The sequence below is a fragment of the Flavobacterium branchiicola genome (genome assembly GCF_018383905.1).
GTDB lineage: Bacteria > Bacteroidota > Bacteroidia > Flavobacteriales > Flavobacteriaceae > Flavobacterium > Flavobacterium branchiicola.
Map to the genome: position 1 here is coordinate 344,362 of NZ_JAGYWA010000005.1, position 17,885 is coordinate 362,246.

General features: G+C 33.5%; 17 protein-coding genes. 8 read left to right on the top strand and 9 right to left on the bottom strand.

Annotated features, from left to right (window positions below):
• The first annotated feature begins 223 nt into the window (after positions 1-223).
• From mnmG to KHA98_RS14720, 6 genes are all read left to right on the top strand, one after another.
• The gene (mnmG, locus tag KHA98_RS14695) at positions 224-2,095 is read left to right on the top strand and encodes a tRNA uridine-5-carboxymethylaminomethyl(34) synthesis enzyme MnmG (RefSeq protein ID WP_213258676.1); all 1,872 of its coding nucleotides are present in this window, start codon (positions 224-226) and stop codon (positions 2,093-2,095) included.
• A 132-nt stretch (positions 2,096-2,227) separates the two neighbouring features.
• The gene (locus KHA98_RS14700) at positions 2,228-2,692 is read left to right on the top strand and encodes a hypothetical protein (protein WP_213258677.1); all 465 of its coding nucleotides are present in this window, start codon (positions 2,228-2,230) and stop codon (positions 2,690-2,692) included.
• Positions 2,693-2,789: 97 nt separating this feature from the next.
• Entirely contained in the window at positions 2,790-3,638 is an 849-nt protein-coding gene (locus tag KHA98_RS14705; protein WP_213258678.1) for a class I SAM-dependent methyltransferase, read from the top strand.
• 657 nt (positions 3,639-4,295) lie between these two features.
• Positions 4,296-4,871 carry an OmpH family outer membrane protein gene (locus KHA98_RS14710; RefSeq protein ID WP_213258679.1) on the top strand — a complete coding sequence of 192 codons (576 nt, stop codon included), beginning with the start codon at positions 4,296-4,298 and terminating at the stop codon, positions 4,869-4,871.
• 101 nt (positions 4,872-4,972) lie between these two features.
• Positions 4,973-7,252, top strand: a complete 2,280-nt coding sequence (locus KHA98_RS14715; RefSeq protein WP_213258680.1) for a helix-turn-helix domain-containing protein — start codon at positions 4,973-4,975, stop codon at positions 7,250-7,252.
• A 72-nt stretch (positions 7,253-7,324) separates the two neighbouring features.
• A complete protein-coding gene (locus tag KHA98_RS14720; protein WP_213258681.1) occupies positions 7,325-8,083 on the top strand; it encodes a hypothetical protein in 759 nt (252 codons plus the stop codon).
• Between the two features lie 37 nt (positions 8,084-8,120).
• Here KHA98_RS14720 and KHA98_RS14725 read toward each other — a convergent pair whose 3' ends face one another.
• Positions 8,121-8,567 (bottom strand): hypothetical protein, encoded by a 447-nt coding sequence (locus KHA98_RS14725; protein WP_213258682.1) that lies wholly within the window; start codon positions 8,565-8,567, stop codon positions 8,121-8,123.
• 128 nt (positions 8,568-8,695) lie between these two features.
• On the bottom strand, positions 8,696-9,661 hold the full coding sequence (locus tag KHA98_RS14730) for an HU domain-containing protein (RefSeq protein ID WP_213258683.1): 966 nt from the start codon (positions 9,659-9,661) through the stop codon (positions 8,696-8,698).
• Between the two features lie 238 nt (positions 9,662-9,899).
• Between KHA98_RS14730 and dprA the strand changes: the two genes are divergently transcribed.
• Positions 9,900-11,000 carry a DNA-processing protein DprA gene (gene dprA / locus KHA98_RS14735; RefSeq protein ID WP_213258684.1) on the top strand — a complete coding sequence of 367 codons (1,101 nt, stop codon included), beginning with the start codon at positions 9,900-9,902 and terminating at the stop codon, positions 10,998-11,000.
• A gap of 22 nt (positions 11,001-11,022) precedes the next feature.
• Here dprA and KHA98_RS14740 read toward each other — a convergent pair whose 3' ends face one another.
• The 3 genes from KHA98_RS14740 to KHA98_RS14750 all read right to left on the bottom strand — a co-directional run bounded on the left by KHA98_RS14740 (position 11,023) and on the right by KHA98_RS14750 (position 13,047).
• Positions 11,023-11,394, bottom strand: coding sequence for a hypothetical protein (locus tag KHA98_RS14740; protein WP_213258685.1), 372 nt, complete (start codon positions 11,392-11,394; stop codon positions 11,023-11,025).
• 122 nt (positions 11,395-11,516) lie between these two features.
• Entirely contained in the window at positions 11,517-12,491 is a 975-nt protein-coding gene (gene trpS, locus KHA98_RS14745) for a tryptophan--tRNA ligase (RefSeq protein ID WP_213258686.1), read from the bottom strand.
• Between the two features lie 178 nt (positions 12,492-12,669).
• Entirely contained in the window at positions 12,670-13,047 is a 378-nt protein-coding gene (locus tag KHA98_RS14750) for a GxxExxY protein (protein WP_213258687.1), read from the bottom strand.
• Positions 13,048-13,323: 276 nt separating this feature from the next.
• Here KHA98_RS14750 and KHA98_RS14755 point away from each other — a divergent pair, with 276 nt between their 5' ends.
• Positions 13,324-14,109: a lysophospholipid acyltransferase family protein gene (locus KHA98_RS14755; RefSeq protein ID WP_213258688.1), complete on the top strand. Its 786-nt coding sequence runs from the start codon at positions 13,324-13,326 to the stop codon at positions 14,107-14,109.
• Positions 14,110-14,628: 519 nt separating this feature from the next.
• Here the strand turns inward: KHA98_RS14755 and recA are convergent.
• From recA to KHA98_RS14775, 4 genes are all read right to left on the bottom strand, one after another.
• A complete protein-coding gene (gene recA, locus KHA98_RS14760; RefSeq protein WP_213258689.1) occupies positions 14,629-15,636 on the bottom strand; it encodes a recombinase RecA in 1,008 nt (335 codons plus the stop codon).
• 109 nt (positions 15,637-15,745) lie between these two features.
• Complete coding sequence (locus KHA98_RS14765) at positions 15,746-16,255, bottom strand: acyl-CoA thioesterase (RefSeq protein ID WP_213258690.1); 510 nt, start codon at positions 16,253-16,255, stop codon at positions 15,746-15,748.
• Between the two features lie 79 nt (positions 16,256-16,334).
• Positions 16,335-16,718: a DoxX family protein gene (locus KHA98_RS14770; RefSeq protein WP_213258691.1), complete on the bottom strand. Its 384-nt coding sequence runs from the start codon at positions 16,716-16,718 to the stop codon at positions 16,335-16,337.
• 6 nt (positions 16,719-16,724) lie between these two features.
• On the bottom strand, positions 16,725-17,873 hold the full coding sequence (locus KHA98_RS14775; RefSeq protein WP_213258692.1) for a DNA polymerase III subunit: 1,149 nt from the start codon (positions 17,871-17,873) through the stop codon (positions 16,725-16,727).
• Between the last annotated feature and the right edge of the window lie 12 nt (positions 17,874-17,885).

Consider the following 17,885-nt stretch of genomic DNA (forward strand, 5'->3'; position numbering starts at 1 on the left):
GTGTTTCACGTGGAACGTTTGTTTTAGATCGTGATTATAAATGTAGTTTTTATTTTGAATGGTTTTGAGTAGACTGTCGATGTGTTCCACGTGGAACTTTAATCGGTTTGATTAATTTGAAATTTGAAACCTGAAATAGAATTGAAGTTCCACGTGGAACAAAAGAAGAAAAAGTTAATTCTGAGAATCGCCTTAAACGGTTTGCAGAGAATAATAAAACAAAATGTTTTTAGAAGAATACGATGTTATAGTGGTTGGAGCCGGCCATGCTGGTTCAGAGGCCGCGGCAGCGGCCGCAAATTTAGGTTCTAAAACTTTGCTGGTTACAATGAGTTTGCAGAACATTGCACAAATGTCTTGTAACCCTGCAATGGGAGGAATTGCAAAAGGACAGATTGTTCGTGAGATTGATGCACTCGGAGGATACTCCGGAATTGTTTCAGATAAAACGGCGATTCAATTTAAGATGTTGAATAAATCGAAAGGTCCTGCAATGTGGTCGCCAAGAGTTCAAAGTGATCGAATGCGTTTTGCTGAAGAATGGAGAATGATGTTGGAGGGAACTCCAAATTTGGATTTCTATCAAGAAATGGTGAAAGGTTTAATTATTGAGAACGGAAAGATAAAAGGAATCAGAACTTCGCTTGGAATTGAAATTCGATCGAAATCTGTTGTTTTGACAAACGGAACTTTTTTGAATGGTTTGATTCATATTGGAGACAAACAGTTCGGTGGAGGAAGAGCTGGTGAAAGTGCTGCAACAGGAATTACCGAAGATTTAGTTTTGGCAGGTTTTGAAGCAGGAAGAATGAAAACGGGAACACCACCAAGAGTTGATGGACGTTCTTTGGATTATTCTAAAATGAACGAAGAAAAGGGAGATGCAAAACCGGATAAGTTTTCTTATTCTGATTTGACAACTCCTTTAACGCATCAGAGATCTTGCCACATGACATACACGTCTTTGGATGTTCATGATATTTTGAGATCTGGTTTTGATCGTTCGCCAATGTTCAACGGTCGTATAAAAAGTATCGGTCCAAGATATTGTCCTTCGATAGAAGATAAGATTAATCGTTTTGCTGATAAAGAGCGTCACCAGTTATTTGTTGAACCGGAAGGTTGGAATACTTGTGAAGTTTATGTAAACGGATTTTCGACTTCTCTTCCGGAGGATATTCAGTTTAAAGCATTACGTACTGTTGCCGGTTTTGAGAATGTGAAATTCTTCCGTCCGGGTTATGCAATAGAATATGATTATTTCCCACCGACACAATTAAAACATACTTTGGAAACAAAGCTTGTTGAAGGTTTATATTTTGCCGGACAGATTAACGGAACAACAGGATATGAGGAAGCAGCATCTCAAGGTTTGATGGCCGGAATAAACGCGCATTTAAAAGTGCATGAAAAAGCGCCTTTGATTTTAAAACGAGATGAAGCATACATTGGAGTGTTGATCGATGACTTGATTACGAAAGGAACAGAAGAACCTTATCGTATGTTTACATCAAGAGCAGAGTATAGAACATTGTTGCGTCAGGATAATGCCGATTTCAGATTAACGCCAATGTCGCACGAAATTGGTTTAGCTTCAGAAAAGCGCTTACGCAGAATGGAGCAAAAATTAAACGAGTCTGAAAAGATGGTTGCGTTCTTTAGAGAAACGAGTGTTTCAGTTGCAGAGACCAATCCAATTTTGGAAGCGAAAGAAACTGCTCCGATTACACAAGGCGATAAAATGTTTAAAGTGTTTTCGCGTCCGCAGATTGATTTGGATGATATGCTGAAATTTGAAAAAGTAAAAGAGTATATCGAATCAAATGATGTGGATCAGGAAATTTTAGAGCAAGCAGAGATTCAAGTGAAATATTCAGGATATATTGAGAAGGAAAGAAATAATGCGGATAAACTAACTCGTTTAGAAGAAGTGAAAATTCCGGAGAATTTCGATTATAACAAAATCAAATCAATGTCGATTGAAGCAAAACAAAAACTAGGTAAAATTCGCCCGGTTACAATTTCGCAAGCTTCAAGAATAAGCGGAGTATCACCAAGTGATATTTCCGTGCTTTTGATTTATATGGGAAGATAACTTATACTTGTTTATTTTGTTTCAAGTTTCAAGTTTCAAGTTTCAAGTTTTGATTGAGATGTGAAACCTGAAACTTTAAACTTGAAACAAAAAGCAAATTGTTCCACGTGAAACTATTTTGAAATTTGTATTATGAAGATTATTCAAAAAGATAAATTATCTGTAGAAGAAAAAGAAGTTTTACGAGAACTTTGGAATAAGGAATATTCAGTAAAATTGATATATAAAACTACTGAAGATTTTGATTTTTATTTAAAGGGACTTTTAAATATAAATCATTATTTGTTGGTTGATGATTCAAATCAGGTCAATGGCTGGATTTATACTTTTTTGAGAGAAGAAGAAATTTGGTTCGGATTAATTCTGGATCATAAAATTCAAGGCAAAGGGAATGGTTCTGTTTTGCTCAATGAAATAAAAAGTAAAAATACAAGTTTGAATGGTTGGGTGACCGATCATGAAAATGAGATAAAACAAGACGGAACATTTTATAAATCTCCGATGCAGTTTTATCTTAAAAATGGTTTTGCAATTATTCCGGAAATTAGAATTGAAAACGAAAAATTGTCGGCCGTAAAAATAAATTGGAAACAATAAAAGAAAAATATAAATATTAAAAACAGAAACCCTAAAAGCAATTATTTTGCTTTTAGGGTTTGCTATGAAATTAAACCAAAATACCTGTAATTAAAAAATGGACGTTTTAAACAAAAAACATTTTCTGACTGTAAAAGATCATTCAGTTTCTAAAGAAATTTTTGAATTGTATTATGATGAAAATCTGGATATGCTAATTACATCTCCACAACCGGATTTAGAAAATCTTGGAAGATATTATGAAAGCGAAGATTATATTTCGCACACAGACAACAAACGTTCATTGTTTGAAAAAGCATATCACTTTGTAAAAAATATTGCTTTAAAAAATAAACTGAATTTGATTAATTCAGAACAAACCAAAAAGGGTAAAATTTTAGACATTGGTGCCGGAACAGGAGATTTTTTATTAACAGCAAAAAATAACGGTTGGGAAACTGTTGGAGTAGAACCAAGCGAACGAGCAAAAAATATCGCCAAGGAAAAAGGAATTTCATTTGTTGAAGAAATCAGTGAACTTGAAAATAATTCTTTCGACGTAATTACGATGTGGCACGTTTTGGAACACGTTCCAAATTTAGAATTTCAAATTCAGGAATTGAAGCGTTTATTAAAGCCAACTGGAACATTAATTGTTGCGGTTCCAAATTTTAAATCTTTTGATGCAAAACATTACGGAGAATTTTGGGCAGCTTTTGATGTGCCAATTCATTTTTGGCATTTTTCAAAAAAAGCAATTAAATCACTTTTTGAAAAAGTTGATATGAAACTGGAAAAAGTATTGCCAATGAAATTTGATTCATTTTACGTTAGTTTATTATCTGAAAAATACAAAAGCGGAAAAATGAATTTCATCAGCGCATTTTTTATCGGTTTAAGATCAAATTTAAAAGCGGCAAGTACAAAAGAGTATTCGTCGCACATTTATGTCCTAAAAAACAAGTAAAACGCAAAGTAAGCGCATTTAAAGCACTTTTTTGTAGTAATTGAGGGTTTGTGTTGTCTTTTTAGAGAAGATTGCTTTAAAAAAGGCTGTGAAAGTCACTTTTAATAGTGATATTTTATAGTAAAAACACCCTCCATAAATAAAAACAATATTGAAAAAACAGTGTGAAATTTCGAAATTTTACGCTGTTTTTTTGTTTTTAAATTTTAGCTGAAAAAAATTGAAGATAAATTGAAATGCAAATTTTTTAGCATTTTTTAAAACGACGAAATTTTAAATTTTTATCAAATTTTGAAAATTGCAAAATTAAAAGGGTAAATTATGTTCATTCTTTTTTTTGATCACTTCAAAATTTAAAGTTTCGACCACAAAAAGATTTCGTTGGAGATTTTAATGCTAGAAAACGGTTAAAACTTAAAATAAGCGTATTTAAAGCAAGTTTTGAGTAGTAACGAGGGTTTGTGTTGTCTTTTTTTAGAAAACCGCTTAAAAAAAAGCTATGAAAGCCACTTTTAATAGTGAGATTTTATGGTTTAATTTTAGTCGATAAATAAAACTAATATCATAAAATTTGGGCATTTTTTAAACTTTATGTTGGTGCTATTTATTTTTTTATATTTTTGTCTTCAATACTTAAAAAAATTAGAAATTTAGAAAATGAAAAAAGCATTAGTAATTATCGCACTTTCAATTTCGGTTGTTTCGTGTAATAAAGCAACAGAAGTTAAGGAAGTAAAAACAGCTTACGTAGATACTTCGGTTTTAATGAAAGAGTACACCGAAGCGAAAGACCTTGAGGCTAAATACAAAGCTCAGGCTGAGGAAAAAGGAAGACAACTGCAAGCTGAAATTACTCGTTTTAAACAAGACGCTGCTAATTTTCAAAGCCAGGCGCAGGCAAATGGTCAGCAATGGGCACAACAAAGAGGTGCTGAGTTACAAAAAAGAGAGCAACAATTAGGATATGCTCAACAAGCTTTATCTCAGCAATTACAACAAGAAAGTGGTACAGAAATGGATTCTCTTGTAAGTGGAGTTAAAAAATTCATTAAAGAATACGGTAAGAAAAACGGTTACGCTTACATCTACGGAACTGGTGATGCTGCAACGATTTTGTACGCAGAAGACAAATTTGATATTACAAAAGATATCATTAAAGCTTTGAATGAAAAATATCAGGCTGCTCCAAAAACAGAAGCTAAACCAGCTGTAAAAGAGGAAGCTAAAAAATAAACTGCCCAAAAAACTAACTATTTTAAAAACCTAAATCTCATAAGGATTTAGGTTTTTTCTTTTATAAAAATGCGCTAATTTTAGCATTTAATAAACGCCTAATGCAAAACGTTTCAGAAGCTGCAGCTTACACTTTACAATTCATAAATCAAACGCAAAAATCAATATTTCTTACCGGTAAAGCGGGTACAGGAAAGACTACTTTATTGCGCGAAATAATCGCTACAACCCATAAAAGTACTGTTGTAGTAGCTCCAACGGGTATTGCGGCGTTAAATGCAGGAGGAGTTACGATTCATTCTATGTTTCAGTTGCCATTTTCGGCTTTTATTCCAACCTATCAGGAAAGTTCTCAGTTTACCGAAACCGTAAAATTTGAGAATAAAGAATCACTTCGCAGGCATTTTAAAATGAATAATGTAAAGCGAAATGTGATTCGAAGTATGGAATTACTGATTATTGATGAAGTCAGTATGCTTCGCGCTGATTTACTGGATGCTATAGATTTTATGATGCAGACTGTTCGTAGAAGCACCCAGCCTTTCGGTGGCGTTCAGGTACTTTTTATTGGAGATTTACTGCAATTACCACCGGTAATTCGGGATGAAGAATGGCGAACTTTGCGTAATTATTACAAAGGGAAATTCTTTTTTCATTCGCATGTAATGCAGCAGAATCCGCCTTTGTATATTGAATTATCTAAAATTTATCGTCAGAGCGATGATGTTTTTATATCTGTTTTAAACAATCTTCGTAACAACCAGATTACCAAAGAAGATGTTCAGGTTTTAAATCAATATGTAAAACCGGATTTTGATTTAAAACTGAATCCCGGATTTATAACGTTGACAACACATAATGCAAAAGCAGATGCAATCAACGAACAAGCAATCAATGATTTATCAGGAAATGAATATGCTTTTCAGCCTTTTGTTGTTGGTGATTTTCCAGAGAAAATTTTTCCTGTTGAAGAAAATCTAAAACTTAAAGTTGGTGCGCAGGTCATGTTTGTAAAGAACGATCTCTCTTTTGAAAAGCGTTATTTTAACGGAAAAATGGGGGTTATAAAATCACTTTCGCCCGAAGAAATTTTTGTTCATTTTCCGGAAGAGAACAAAACAATCGAAGTAGAAAAGTACGAATGGAAAAACATTCGCTACAAGGTAAATGAACAGACAAAAGAGATAGAAGAAGAAGTTTTAGGAACATTTGCACATTATCCGCTCAAGCTCGCGTGGGCAATAACGGTTCATAAAAGTCAGGGTTTAACTTTTGAGAAAGCTGCGCTCGATGTATCGCAAGTTTTTCTGCCCGGACAGGCATATGTTGCACTTTCACGTTTAACGTCCTTAAACGGGCTTATTTTGCTTTCTCCGATACAAATGAACGGACTTTCGAACGATCAGGATGTAATGGATTATGCTTTGAATAAAGCCACCGAAGAAGTTTTGAAAAATTCGCTGCATTTTGAAACCAAGAATTTTATTCATAACTATTTGGTTAACAGTTTTAACTGGACAGATCTTGCGCAAGAATGGCGCAATCATCGTTTTAGTTATAATGAAAATGCAACTGGTTCAGAAAAAGGTAAACATGCGGTCTGGGCTCACAAGCGACTGGAGATTATTGACGGACTTGTAGATCCGTCGCAAAAATTCATTCAACAGCTTAATAAAATCTTTAGTAAAGAGGCTGTTGATTTATATTTTGTTCAGGAAAGAGTAGAGGCAGCCTATGATTATTTCTTCAAGCCAATGGATAAACTGGTTTCGGATCTTTTGAGTAAAATGGCTGAAATTCAGAAATTTAAAAAAGTTAAAGAGTTTTACGAAGAACTGACATTTTTGGATGATATACAAACTAAAGCAGTTTTGCGTCTGATGAAAGCAAAACTGCTGATTGAAATTGTGGTTTCACATGAAACAATCTGCAAAGAAAAATTAACGTCTCCGGCCATCAAGAATTATAAAACTGATAAAGTTTCAAAAATTCGCGAAGAGCATAAAATGACCAATACAGACATTTTTCAGGTTGATGAACCCGTAACACGGTATACAGCTAAAAAAGTTGATAAAACAGCTCAAAAAGGCCCAAAAAAGACGACTGTAGAAGAGACGCACGATCTCTGGTTAGAAAAAAATTCTGTTGAGGATATTGCACGCATCAGAAAACTGACGGTACAAACTGTAGAAATGCATTTGATAAAACTTATTCAGGCTAGAAAAGTAGATATTGCAGAGGTGCTTCCAGATGACAAAATTCTGGCGCTTCGTGATGCTTTCGAGTTTTATCAGGAGGAATCTCTAAACGGATTAAAAGAAAAACATGGAGATGAATTTACCTGGGATGAACTTAAAATGTTCAAGGCCAGTATAAATTAGTTTTTCAGATTTTGTAACTTAGTGTTTTCATTTTCAATATACTATAAAAACATTATGTAAAATAGAAATTTTATGAGAAAGCTAATTTATTCCCTGTTTGTTGTTTTTTGTTTCAGCAATAGTTTTTGTCAGGACTTGAAACCGGAGTACAAAACGATCATCGAAACTTTTATTAATACTATTAAAACGGATAACAAAGAAGCACTCGGTGAGATGGTTTCTTATCCGCTCAAAAGAGAATATCCAATTCCCGATATTAATGATAAGGCAGATTTTATAAAACGATATTCTGAGGTATTTGACACTACATTAAAAAATGAAATTGTAAAATCTGATCCTTTAAAAAACTGGTCAGATATGGGGTGGCGCGGCTTAATGCTTAATCAGGGTGATATTTGGCTGGATATTGATGGAAAACTGATCGCAGTAAATTATCAGTCAAAATTTGAAAATGATCTTAAGAGCAAACTCAATGCCGATCAGAAGAAAAAGTTGGACCCAAGTATTGCCTTTTTTCAAAGTCCAATTTGTGTGTTAGAAACGTCCAAATTTAAAATCAGAATTGATAATTTGGGGAACAATAATTACCGTTATGCATCCTGGTCGATTAAAAAGGAAATGACTGAAAAGCCTGATTTAGTGATAAATGGTGGTGAACTTGTGGTCGAAGGGTCTGGCGGAAATCATCAGTATGAATTTAAAAAAGATAATTACTTGTACGAATGCGCGATCATCGTTTTAGGCGAAAAGAATTCTCCATCTGCAAGGTTAGTTATTTATCAATCCAAGAAAGTAATTCTTTCACAAGATGCGAAAATTGTTTCACGATAAACAAAAAAACCTATTCAGATGAATAGGTTTTTTGTTATTATGATTGTCTACTTATCTTTTCGAGTTTCTTCTGCTGGTCAATTTTTTTAAGTTTAAGTTTCTGAATTTCAAGTTCGTTTTCTTTTAACTTTATTTGTTGTTTCTGGGCATCTTCGACAGAAAGTGTACTGGTGGTAATTCTGTTTGAAACCTTTTGATTCTGAGCTTCTAATTTTTCAATTTTTTTGCTCGTTTTTTCAATATCTTTTTGAGCGCTTTTTAAATCCTTTTGATATTTTTCTGTTTTGTTTTGCTCTTTTTTAAGCCTTTTTTGTTCATCTTCGAGTTTTTTAAGATAATCCTGTGATGATTTCATGCTTTCAGTATCAGATTTTGATAAAGCGATTTGCTGAGCCCGCTCTGGAGTCATTGCTTGTTGAGAGAATGTAAAATTTGAGACTAAAATTAGTACTAAAGTGAAAAGTAATTTTGCTATGCATTTCATTGTTTTGTTCTTTAAAGATTTAGAACAAAAATAGATATGGGTTTATAAAACAAGGGTTGGATTAGGTTTTTTTAAGGACAGAATAAGTCACAAAAAAACCTATTCTTTACGAATAGGTTTTTTGTTTTTTATAAATTTTCTACAAGAATCCAGGCTTCTGGATTTTCGCCTCTCTGTATTTCTTTTTGTGCTTTTTCAGCTTCAGACATTGTTGCATAACTTCCGTATAACACCGGAAATAATCCATGTTTGTTTTCAGGCAGCATTCGGGCTTCATAACCATCTTTTATCAATTGGTTATAAGCTTTTCTTGCATTTTGTTCGCTTCTGTATGCACCAGCCATAATGTGATAGGACATTACTTTAGTTTCTGCAACGGCTACTTTCGCTGAATCAACTGATAAAGTTACAGCCGGCAAAGGATTCTGAATAAAGAAAGTGGCTTCCTGAATTTTGTTTTGTACTTTTTTCTGAACAGCACTTTCAACAATTAAAGTTTTAGTGTTAATTTGATTTTGGTATAATGGATAACCAATGCTTCCTGTAATTCCAAGACCAAGAATAAAAATTGCAGCGTATTTTAAGAAAGAATTTGACGATTTTCCTTCTTCATCGCCATACAAATCGATTGGTTCTCTTTCTGAAATTGCTTCGATTGTTTTCTCGAAAATTTCCTTTTTAAGCATCGGAGAAACAAACGGACTTAACCCGAACGAAGTTGCTAAATAATTGATTTGATCGTTAGGAGTGAATATGATATTTTTCTCCGAATTAAAACGAATTTCACCAATTCCCTTTAGAAAAATAGTACCGTTTTCTTCCAGAGTTTTCTTCCAGTTAGCCACTTCAAAAGCAATAGCACTTACAGCAAAACCATAAGAAGTTTTTTCTGCATTTGCGATATGGTTAGCCAACAAGCCATCATTATTTTTTAAATGACTGTTGAAAGAAATCATTTTTTTCGGTGGAAAAAAAGAATTGGTGCTTTCATTCAGCTGTGCCGACTGAATTTCTGTTAAGAATGCTCCAAATCCTGGAACCGTTACACACTGATAACGATACAATAACTGTCCGATGTAGGTTTCAATTTTCATAGTAACAAAGTTAGCTAATGAATATAGTTATCAAAATTTTATTCACAATTTTTATTAACAATTGATCTTTTTTTATATACAATTAGTTTCCAGAAGTTTAGTATTTATGTTATTAGTTTTTCAAGATTAATGGCTACTAAATATTATCTATTTATTAAGAAATTACTTTATTTTTAGCATATTTGCAGTTCTGAAATAAAACTTTTTTCTATTCTATTTTACATAATATTTTAAGCCAATGTCAGATCAGGAATTATACTATTTATTAGCACTACTAAAAGTGGATGGAGTCGGGGATATTATGGCCAAAAAGTTATTAACTCAATGCGGAACTGCTGAGGCGGTTTTTAAAGCAAAATCAAATCAAATTGCTGCTATAGATGGAGTTGGTACTGTTTTATTAAAGAATTTAAAAGATAAAACGATTTTTGAGAAGGCAAGTCTTGAATTAGAATTTATTAAAGCTGATGGATTAAAAGTCTCTTTTTTTCAGGATCAGAATTATCCGGATCGTCTTAAACATTGCATAGATTCGCCTGTTTTGCTTTTTTCATCGGGAAATATCGATTTGAAAAATAGAAAGATTATTAGTATAGTAGGCACACGACAAATAACATCTTATGGAACTGAGTTTTGTCGAAAATTTATTGAAGATCTCGCGCCCCTTGATCCGGTTATTGTTAGTGGATTTGCTTATGGAGTTGATATTGTGGCACATCAGTTGGCAATAGAAAATAATTTGCAAACTATTGGTGTTCTGGCACATGGACTAAATCAGATTTATCCCAAAACGCACAAAAAATATGTAGCAAAAATGGAAGAAAACGGCGGTTTTATTACCGAGTTTTGGAGTTCTTCAAATCCGGATAAGGAAAATTTTGTTCGAAGAAACCGCATTGTAGCGGGAATGAGTGAGGCAACTATTGTAATCGAATCTGCAGATAAAGGAGGATCACTTATTACCGCAAATTTGGCCAATGATTATAATCGGGATGTATTTGCCGTTCCTGGCCGCGTTACAGATCGCTACAGTCAGGGTTGTAATGACTTGATTAAAACACAAAAAGCAAGTGCCTTAACAAGCGCCGCAGATCTTATTTATGTTTTAAACTGGGATATTAATAATAAGCCGAAACCTATTCAGAGACAACTCTTTATCGAGCTTGAAGCTGATGAACAAAAGATTTATGATTTTCTGCTAAAAAACGGAAAAGAGATGATGGATATCATTGCACTTGAATGTGATTTGCCCATTTTTAGAATTTCGGGAACCCTTGTAAATATGGAGCTTAAAGGAGTTATACGTCCATTGCCCGGTAAAATATTTGAAGCTGTTTAATTAAAATAAATGACCAGTAATTTTACTTATGAGATTTTAAAATTGCTACAAAAAACAAAAGTAAAGAGAGTACTGAAGTAACTAAACTAGCGATAAAATTTTCGAAAGACATTAAAGCTAAAGTAATGATAATGAGTTCAAAATGTGCTAAAGAAATGTAGAAACTGGTTTTTCGTTTCAGAAGAAAAATTATTAAATAGCCAAGGATAAAAATAATTTGAGAGAAAGAAAAAATGAGAGAAATTAGTACCTGATTATTAATTGAATAAGCCCAACCAACTGTTTTATTTATTCCGTAAGATTCCATATTTCCAAATAAATAGGCTAATGTAAACCCAAGCGCAAAAAGCACTGTGAGCAGAAGAAACATATATTCGGTGAATATTTTTTTCATGTAGCAATCTGAATGAAAGGTAGTTACATAGTTATTAATTCTTTCGGTTTTTAGAAATTTGATGTTTTTTTAAATAAAAAACCCGGCAGATTTTTGATTTTCTGCCGGGTTTAGTATCGTTTTTACTTTTCAAATCCAAGAACATTTCTAACTTTTGCTAAAGTTGCGTCGGCAACAACAGATGCCTTTGCTGCGCCTTTTTTTAGTAAAGTATCCACTTCTTCAAGATTGTTGATATAGTAATTATATTTCTCTCTTTCTGTTTTAAATTTTTCAGTAATTAATTCAAAAAGAGCTTGTTTTGCATGTCCATAACCATAATTTCCGCCTAAGTAAAGAGCTCTCATTTCGGCAATCTGAACTTCAGTTGCCAATAAAGAATAAATTGCAAAAGCGTTACAAGTGTCTGGATTTTTAGGATCTTCAAGAGGAGTACTATCAGTTTCAATGCTCATAACCTGCTTACGTAAAGTTTTATCATCCAGGAAAATATTGATGATATTATTGGCAGATTTACTCATTTTCCCTCCGTTTGTTCCCGGAATTAGCATGATATCTTCACGAACTTTTACTTCGGGTATTACAAATGTTTCCCCCATCTGGTGATTGAAACGAGATGCAACATCACGAGTAATTTCTAAATGCTGCATTTGATCTTTTCCAACAGGAACAAATTCTGCATTATAAAGTAAAATATCAGCCGCCATTAACATCGGATAAGTAAAAAGTCCGGCATTTACATCATCAAGACGATCGGCTTTATCTTTGAAAGAGTGAGCCAACGTTAAACGCTGAAATGGAAAAAAACAACTTAAATACCAGGTTAATTCTGCCGTTTGAGCCACATCAGATTGTCTGTAAAAGGTAACTTTATCAGGATTTAAACCACACGCAAGCCATGCAGCTGCAGTACTATACGTGTTTTCTCTTAATGTTTTACCATCTTTAATTTGTGTGATCGAATGTAAATCTGCAATAAACAAAAATGATTCGTTTGCGGGATTATTCGATAATTCAATTGCAGGGATAATTGCTCCCAGTAAATTGCCTAAGTGTGGCGTTCCTGTACTCTGAACACCAGTAAGTATTTTTGCCATTCTAGTTTTTTTCTTAGCTGCAAAGGTCGTGAAGTTTTTTATAACCGCAAAGGGCACTAAGTTTTAAGCGCAAAGTAAAGTGAAGTTTTTTTATTGTGCTGGTATTACGCAGAGTTCGAAGAGTTTTTCTCGCAAAGTACGCTAAGTTTTAAGTTTTTTGAGGTCTCAAAGAGTTTGTCTATAAGTTGTTTGCGACTCTTCTAATGCCGTTTTTGAGAAGTGCTTCGTTAAAATTTATTAATAGTCCAAGTTTATAATTTCCCAATCGTAAGTAGGTTAATGTTTGAGCTAAATGATTTACGGTTAAAGATTCAACTGCTTTAATTTCGATTATAAATTTGTTTTCAACCAATAAATCAATACGATAACTGGAGTCTAATTTGATTTCCTCAAAAATTAAGGGTATTGATTTTTCTTTTTCAACTTGAAGACCACGTTGCTTAATTTTGTAAAACAAACATTCTTTGTAGACATTCTCCAATAATCCGGGGCCAATTGTTTTATGTATTTGGATAGCGAGACCAATTATTATGGTTGATATTTCATTTTCGTTCATAATAGAAATTTATAAATTAACGAGTTTTTACTTATAAATATAATTAATATTACCCGAAGATTGTGTATGTTTTGTCGTAAAGTTTTGGATATAAAAAAATTAGGGAAAAAACAGTAGTCAAAGCTCTGTGAACTTATGCTTTTGCATTTTCTCAAAAAACTTAGCGTGCTTTGCGAGAAAAACTCTGTGAACTCTGCGAAATAAAAAAGAACAGAATTACTTTTTGACATTAAAATAGTAACAAAATATTCATTTCTCTTTATTACTTTTGAAACTATGAAAATATTAAAGATTGCTTTTTGGGTTTTATGGCGGGTTTGGTTTTATGTTTTAATGGCCATTCCGATATTGATTATGCTGCCGTTTTTGCTAATTTCTATTGCGTCGGAAAGGGGATATCCCTATTTTTTCAAAATGGCCCGCATTTGGGCTAAATTTATCCTTTTCGGCATGGGGTTTTACTACACAGTGAAGCGCGAACAAAAGCTTATTAAAAATAAAAGCTATATGATTGTCGCAAACCATACTTCGATGACAGATATTATGCTGATGCTGGCTGTTGTTCGAAATCCTTTTGTTTTTGTTGGAAAAAAAGAACTGGTAAAGATTCCGTTATTTGGATTTTTCTACAAAAGAACCTGCATTTTGGTTGACAGAAACTCTTCAAAAAGTAAAAATGAAGTTTTCAAAAGAGCACAAAGCCGTTTGAATCAAGGTTTAAGTATTTGTATTTTTCCTGAAGGAGGAGTGCCGGATGATGAATCGGTTTTGCTGGATGAGTTTAAAGATGGCGCTTTCAGATTGGCAATTGAACATCAAATTCCAATTGTTCCGATTGTTTTTGCCGATAACAAAGAGCGTTTCTCGTATACTTTTTTAAGCGGAAGTCCCGGTAAAATGCGTGTTAGAATCCTGCCTTTTGTAGAAACTGCTCATCTCACAAACGATAACAGAAAAGAACTTAAAGATCAGGTTAGACAGAAAATTTATAACGGATTGTTAGCGTTTGGAAAAGAAGATCTCAAGGAAGAATCCTTAATAATAAAACCCGGCAAAATTTAATCTGTCGGGTTTTTTTTGAATTAAAATAACCCCTTATTTATATTCAAAATTTTTATCTGTGTATTATTTTTTCTGAAATAAAACGTAATACTTTTTTAAACTTTAGTCTTGTTTTTTTTCGGTTTTTATTCACCAGCAATTCTATTTTCTCTTTCATGGTTAAAATATTATTTGGTTGATAATAAAGAGTTTAATTATTTAAACTCAAGTTAACGTCACATAATATACAGAGAGTAAAAAATGAAAATGGTTGCGTTGAAAACCTGATTTTGTTTGAAAAAAAATTAAAAAAATCCGTTAGCCCTTGAAAACTAACGGATTTTAATTAAATAACAAACCAAATTTATTCTAAAAAAAACCGCGAATGCTACTCCAAACAAATCGCATTTCTTTAATAGATGAATGCTTTTTAAAATGGTTGCGTGTTTTTTTTACTTTTTTTCAATAAAAAACCCGATTAGATTTTAAAGTCCAATCGGGTTGTGATAAAAATACTGTAAAATACAGATTTATATAGTTTTAAGCATTTGCTAGTTCTTTGATGTGTGCTTTAATTTTAACTTCTAATTCATCAGCTAATTCCGGATTATCTTTAATTAAAGATTTAACCGCATCACGTCCTTGTCCTAATTTTGTATCTCCGTAGCTAAACCAAGATCCTGCTTTTTTAACGATTTCAAATTCAACTGCTAAGTCAAGAATTTCACCTGTTTTAGAAACTCCTTCTCCGTACATAATATCAAATTCTGCCGTTTTAAAAGGTGGTGCTACTTTGTTTTTTACGATCTTAACTTTAGTTCTGTTTCCGATAACATTTTCTCCGTCTTTAATTTGAGAAGAACGACGAATATCTAAACGAACAGATGCATAAAATTTCAATGCGTTACCTCCGGTTGTAGTTTCAGGATTTCCGAACATTACACCAATTTTCTCTCTCAACTGGTTGATGAAGAAAACAGTACAGTTTGTTTTACTAATTGTTCCTGTTAATTTTCTTAATGCCTGAGACATCAAACGAGCGTGAAGACCCATTTTAGAATCTCCCATTTCTCCTTCAATTTCACTTTTTGGAGTTAAAGCTGCAACAGAGTCAATTACCACAATGTCGATAGCTCCAGAACGAATTAAATTCTCGGCAATTTCTAAAGCCTGCTCACCATTGTCTGGTTGAGAAATAATCAGGTTTTCGATATCTACGCCTAATTTTTCAGCATAATTTCTGTCGAAAGCGTGTTCAGCATCAATAAAGGCAGCAATTCCGCCTGCTTTTTGAGCTTCGGCAATAGCATGCAGGGTTAATGTAGTCTTACCAGACGATTCTGGCCCGTATATTTCAATAATTCTTCCTTTTGGATATCCGTTTACCCCTAGAGCTAAATCAACACCAAGAGAGCCAGAAGAAATCGTTTCTACCTCCACAATGGCTCTGTCGCCCATTTTCATTACGGTTCCTTTTCCGTAGGTTTTGTCAAGTTTATCAAGCGTTAATTGTAACGCTTTTAATTTGGCTTCTTTGTCTGAACTCATCTTTTCTTAATTATCTAGATTGTTTTTTTATCTTCACTTGAATTGGTAAAAATACTTCTTTTTTTGAAGTTTCATCATTTGTAATTGTTCCAAATTGTCACAATTTTCATTATAAAAACAAAGCCTTTAATTCTGTTGCATCAGAAGGTTTCATTTTTCCTGCAAGTACTAAACTTAGCTGTTTACGACGCAAGGCTGCTTCAAAACGCTGAATTTCTAATTCCGTTTGCGGTATAATTGCGGGCACTTCTACAGGTGTTCCGCTATCATCTACTGCTACAAATGTATATATAGCTTCGTTGGCTTTGGTTCTGCTTCCTGATTCGCGGTCTTCTACCCAAACATCAATGAAAACTTCCATAGAACTTTTAAAAGATCTGGAAACCTTTGCTTCTATTGTTACTACGGCTCCAAGAGGAATTGCTCTGTTGAAAGCAACGTGGTTTACAGAAGCTGTCACTACAATTCGGCGCGAATGTCTGCGGGCTGCAATACTTGCTGCACGATCCATACGGGCTAATAATTCACCACCGAAAAGATTGTTTAATGGATTTGTTTCACTTGGTAAAACTAAATCTGTAAGTATAGTTACTGATTCTGAAGGATGTTTTGGATTCATTTTTTTGATACTAAATTTTGTTTTTGCAACAGATTTAAAAGTATTAATATCTGTGGCTTATTTTTTAAATTGAAGTTGATTAATTCAACCAGTAAACTGCCATAACAGCAGGAATAAAATAGATAACGATGGTTCTTGCGCCATCATAATCTTTTACTAATCGTTGTCCAAAAAGCATCATTAATAAACTGATGCATGAAAAAATAGCACCGTAAAAACCAAATTCACGACCGCTGTTTGTTAATAGTTGAATAGCTCCGACAACAGATAAAATTCCGGAAATTAACTCCAGAATGAGCAAGTGCAAAAGAGCTAGCGGAACCTGATTTTTTAATGGTGTTTTGGCAAAATGTTCTTTTAGCCAGGTTACATTATCTTTCCAGTAAAAAATCTTTTCATAGCCTGATTGTAAAAATGTTAAGGCTAAAAAGACTAATAAAAAAATGGAGGCAACATTATTCATTTTAGGTTATTTTTTATGAATTAAACGTGTTAGTTTTATAGATAAATCGGTAAGAATTATTTTTGCATTTCCGTTTCTTTCAATGTGGTACATAGCATCCGAAAGTTCCTTAAAAATTTCGTGAATGTTATTTCCATTTACAAAAGGCGCAAAATTTTCAAGTTTAAATTTGTCCACCTTTGGTTCAATATAAACCAGACCTGGAGCCTGATAATTGAGTAGAAGTGCCTGTCTGAACATTTCGATACAAAACTGAATGAATTTTTTCTGGCTTTCACGTCCAAGCGCAGCGATTTCTTCGCTCCACGAAATTAAATCCTGAATGGCTGCGGCATTTCCTTTTGCTCTAAAAGCGGCTCTTACCCAATTGACAAACCATTGCTCAAAAGGATATTCTGAATCATCTTCTTTTAACAAATGCAAAGCTTTGCTGAAATTTCCCTGTGCCTGATGCGCAATTTTTTTGGCTAGATTCGCATCGATATTTTCTCTTGAAACCAGTGCTTCAGCAATTACTTTCTCGGGAAGTCCGTTAAAGTGAATTACCTGACAACGAGAACGTATGGTTTGAATAATATCTTCTTCGTTTTCAGAAATTAATATAAAAATGGTTTTGTCTGAAGGTTCTTCAAGTAGTTTAAGCAACTTGTTTGAAGCGGCGATATTCATTTTATCTGCCATCCAGATAATCATGATTTTGTAACCACCTTCGTAAGATTTTAAGGCAAGAGATTTTAAAACTTCCTGGGCATCTTCAACCCTGATTTCGCCTTGTTTATTCTGAACGCCTAAAACTTTATACCAGTCAAATAATCCGCCGTAAGGCATTTCTTGTATAAAGGCTCGCCAATCCTGAATAAAATCTAAACTTTTGGGTTTAGTTTTTACATCTTCGGTGGTAACGGTAGGGTAAATAAAATGCAAATCGGGATGCGAAATGTTTTGAAATTTCAAATTACAGGAATGATTTCCGTTTTCATTTTCATCTCCGGTATTTCCGCATAAAATGTACTGGGCGTAAGCAATTGCGGTTAATAAAGTTCCGCTTCCTTCTGGCCCAATGAATAATTGCGCATGTGGAATTCTGCCTGAAGCTGCACTTTTTGTCAAGTGGCTTTTGATGTAATCCTGACCTAAAATTTCTGAAAATTGCATGAAGCAAAGATA

What these genes read in the sequence shown, in the direction of transcription:
- KHA98_RS14725 (WP_213258682.1), bottom strand. Translation starts at nt 8,567, where the DNA reads ATGAAATGCATAGCAAAATTACTTTTCACTTTAGTACTAATTTTAGTC.
- KHA98_RS14710 (WP_213258679.1), top strand. Translation starts at nt 4,296, where the DNA reads ATGAAAAAAGCATTAGTAATTATCGCACTTTCAATTTCGGTTGTTTCG.
- KHA98_RS14715 (WP_213258680.1), top strand. Translation starts at nt 4,973, where the DNA reads ATGCAAAACGTTTCAGAAGCTGCAGCTTACACTTTACAATTCATAAAT.
- mnmG (WP_213258676.1), top strand. Translation starts at nt 224, where the DNA reads ATGTTTTTAGAAGAATACGATGTTATAGTGGTTGGAGCCGGCCATGCT.
- KHA98_RS14740 (WP_213258685.1), bottom strand. Translation starts at nt 11,394, where the DNA reads ATGAAAAAAATATTCACCGAATATATGTTTCTTCTGCTCACAGTGCTT.
- trpS (WP_213258686.1), bottom strand. Translation starts at nt 12,491, where the DNA reads ATGGCAAAAATACTTACTGGTGTTCAGAGTACAGGAACGCCACACTTA.
- KHA98_RS14705 (WP_213258678.1), top strand. Translation starts at nt 2,790, where the DNA reads ATGGACGTTTTAAACAAAAAACATTTTCTGACTGTAAAAGATCATTCA.
- KHA98_RS14770 (WP_213258691.1), bottom strand. Translation starts at nt 16,718, where the DNA reads ATGAATAATGTTGCCTCCATTTTTTTATTAGTCTTTTTAGCCTTAACA.
- recA (WP_213258689.1), bottom strand. Translation starts at nt 15,636, where the DNA reads ATGAGTTCAGACAAAGAAGCCAAATTAAAAGCGTTACAATTAACGCTT.
- KHA98_RS14750 (WP_213258687.1), bottom strand. Translation starts at nt 13,047, where the DNA reads ATGAACGAAAATGAAATATCAACCATAATAATTGGTCTCGCTATCCAA.
- KHA98_RS14730 (WP_213258683.1), bottom strand. Translation starts at nt 9,661, where the DNA reads ATGAAAATTGAAACCTACATCGGACAGTTATTGTATCGTTATCAGTGT.
- dprA (WP_213258684.1), top strand. Translation starts at nt 9,900, where the DNA reads ATGTCAGATCAGGAATTATACTATTTATTAGCACTACTAAAAGTGGAT.
- KHA98_RS14775 (WP_213258692.1), bottom strand. Translation starts at nt 17,873, where the DNA reads ATGCAATTTTCAGAAATTTTAGGTCAGGATTACATCAAAAGCCACTTG.
- KHA98_RS14700 (WP_213258677.1), top strand. Translation starts at nt 2,228, where the DNA reads ATGAAGATTATTCAAAAAGATAAATTATCTGTAGAAGAAAAAGAAGTT.
- KHA98_RS14765 (WP_213258690.1), bottom strand. Translation starts at nt 16,255, where the DNA reads ATGAATCCAAAACATCCTTCAGAATCAGTAACTATACTTACAGATTTA.
- KHA98_RS14755 (WP_213258688.1), top strand. Translation starts at nt 13,324, where the DNA reads ATGAAAATATTAAAGATTGCTTTTTGGGTTTTATGGCGGGTTTGGTTT.
- KHA98_RS14720 (WP_213258681.1), top strand. Translation starts at nt 7,325, where the DNA reads ATGAGAAAGCTAATTTATTCCCTGTTTGTTGTTTTTTGTTTCAGCAAT.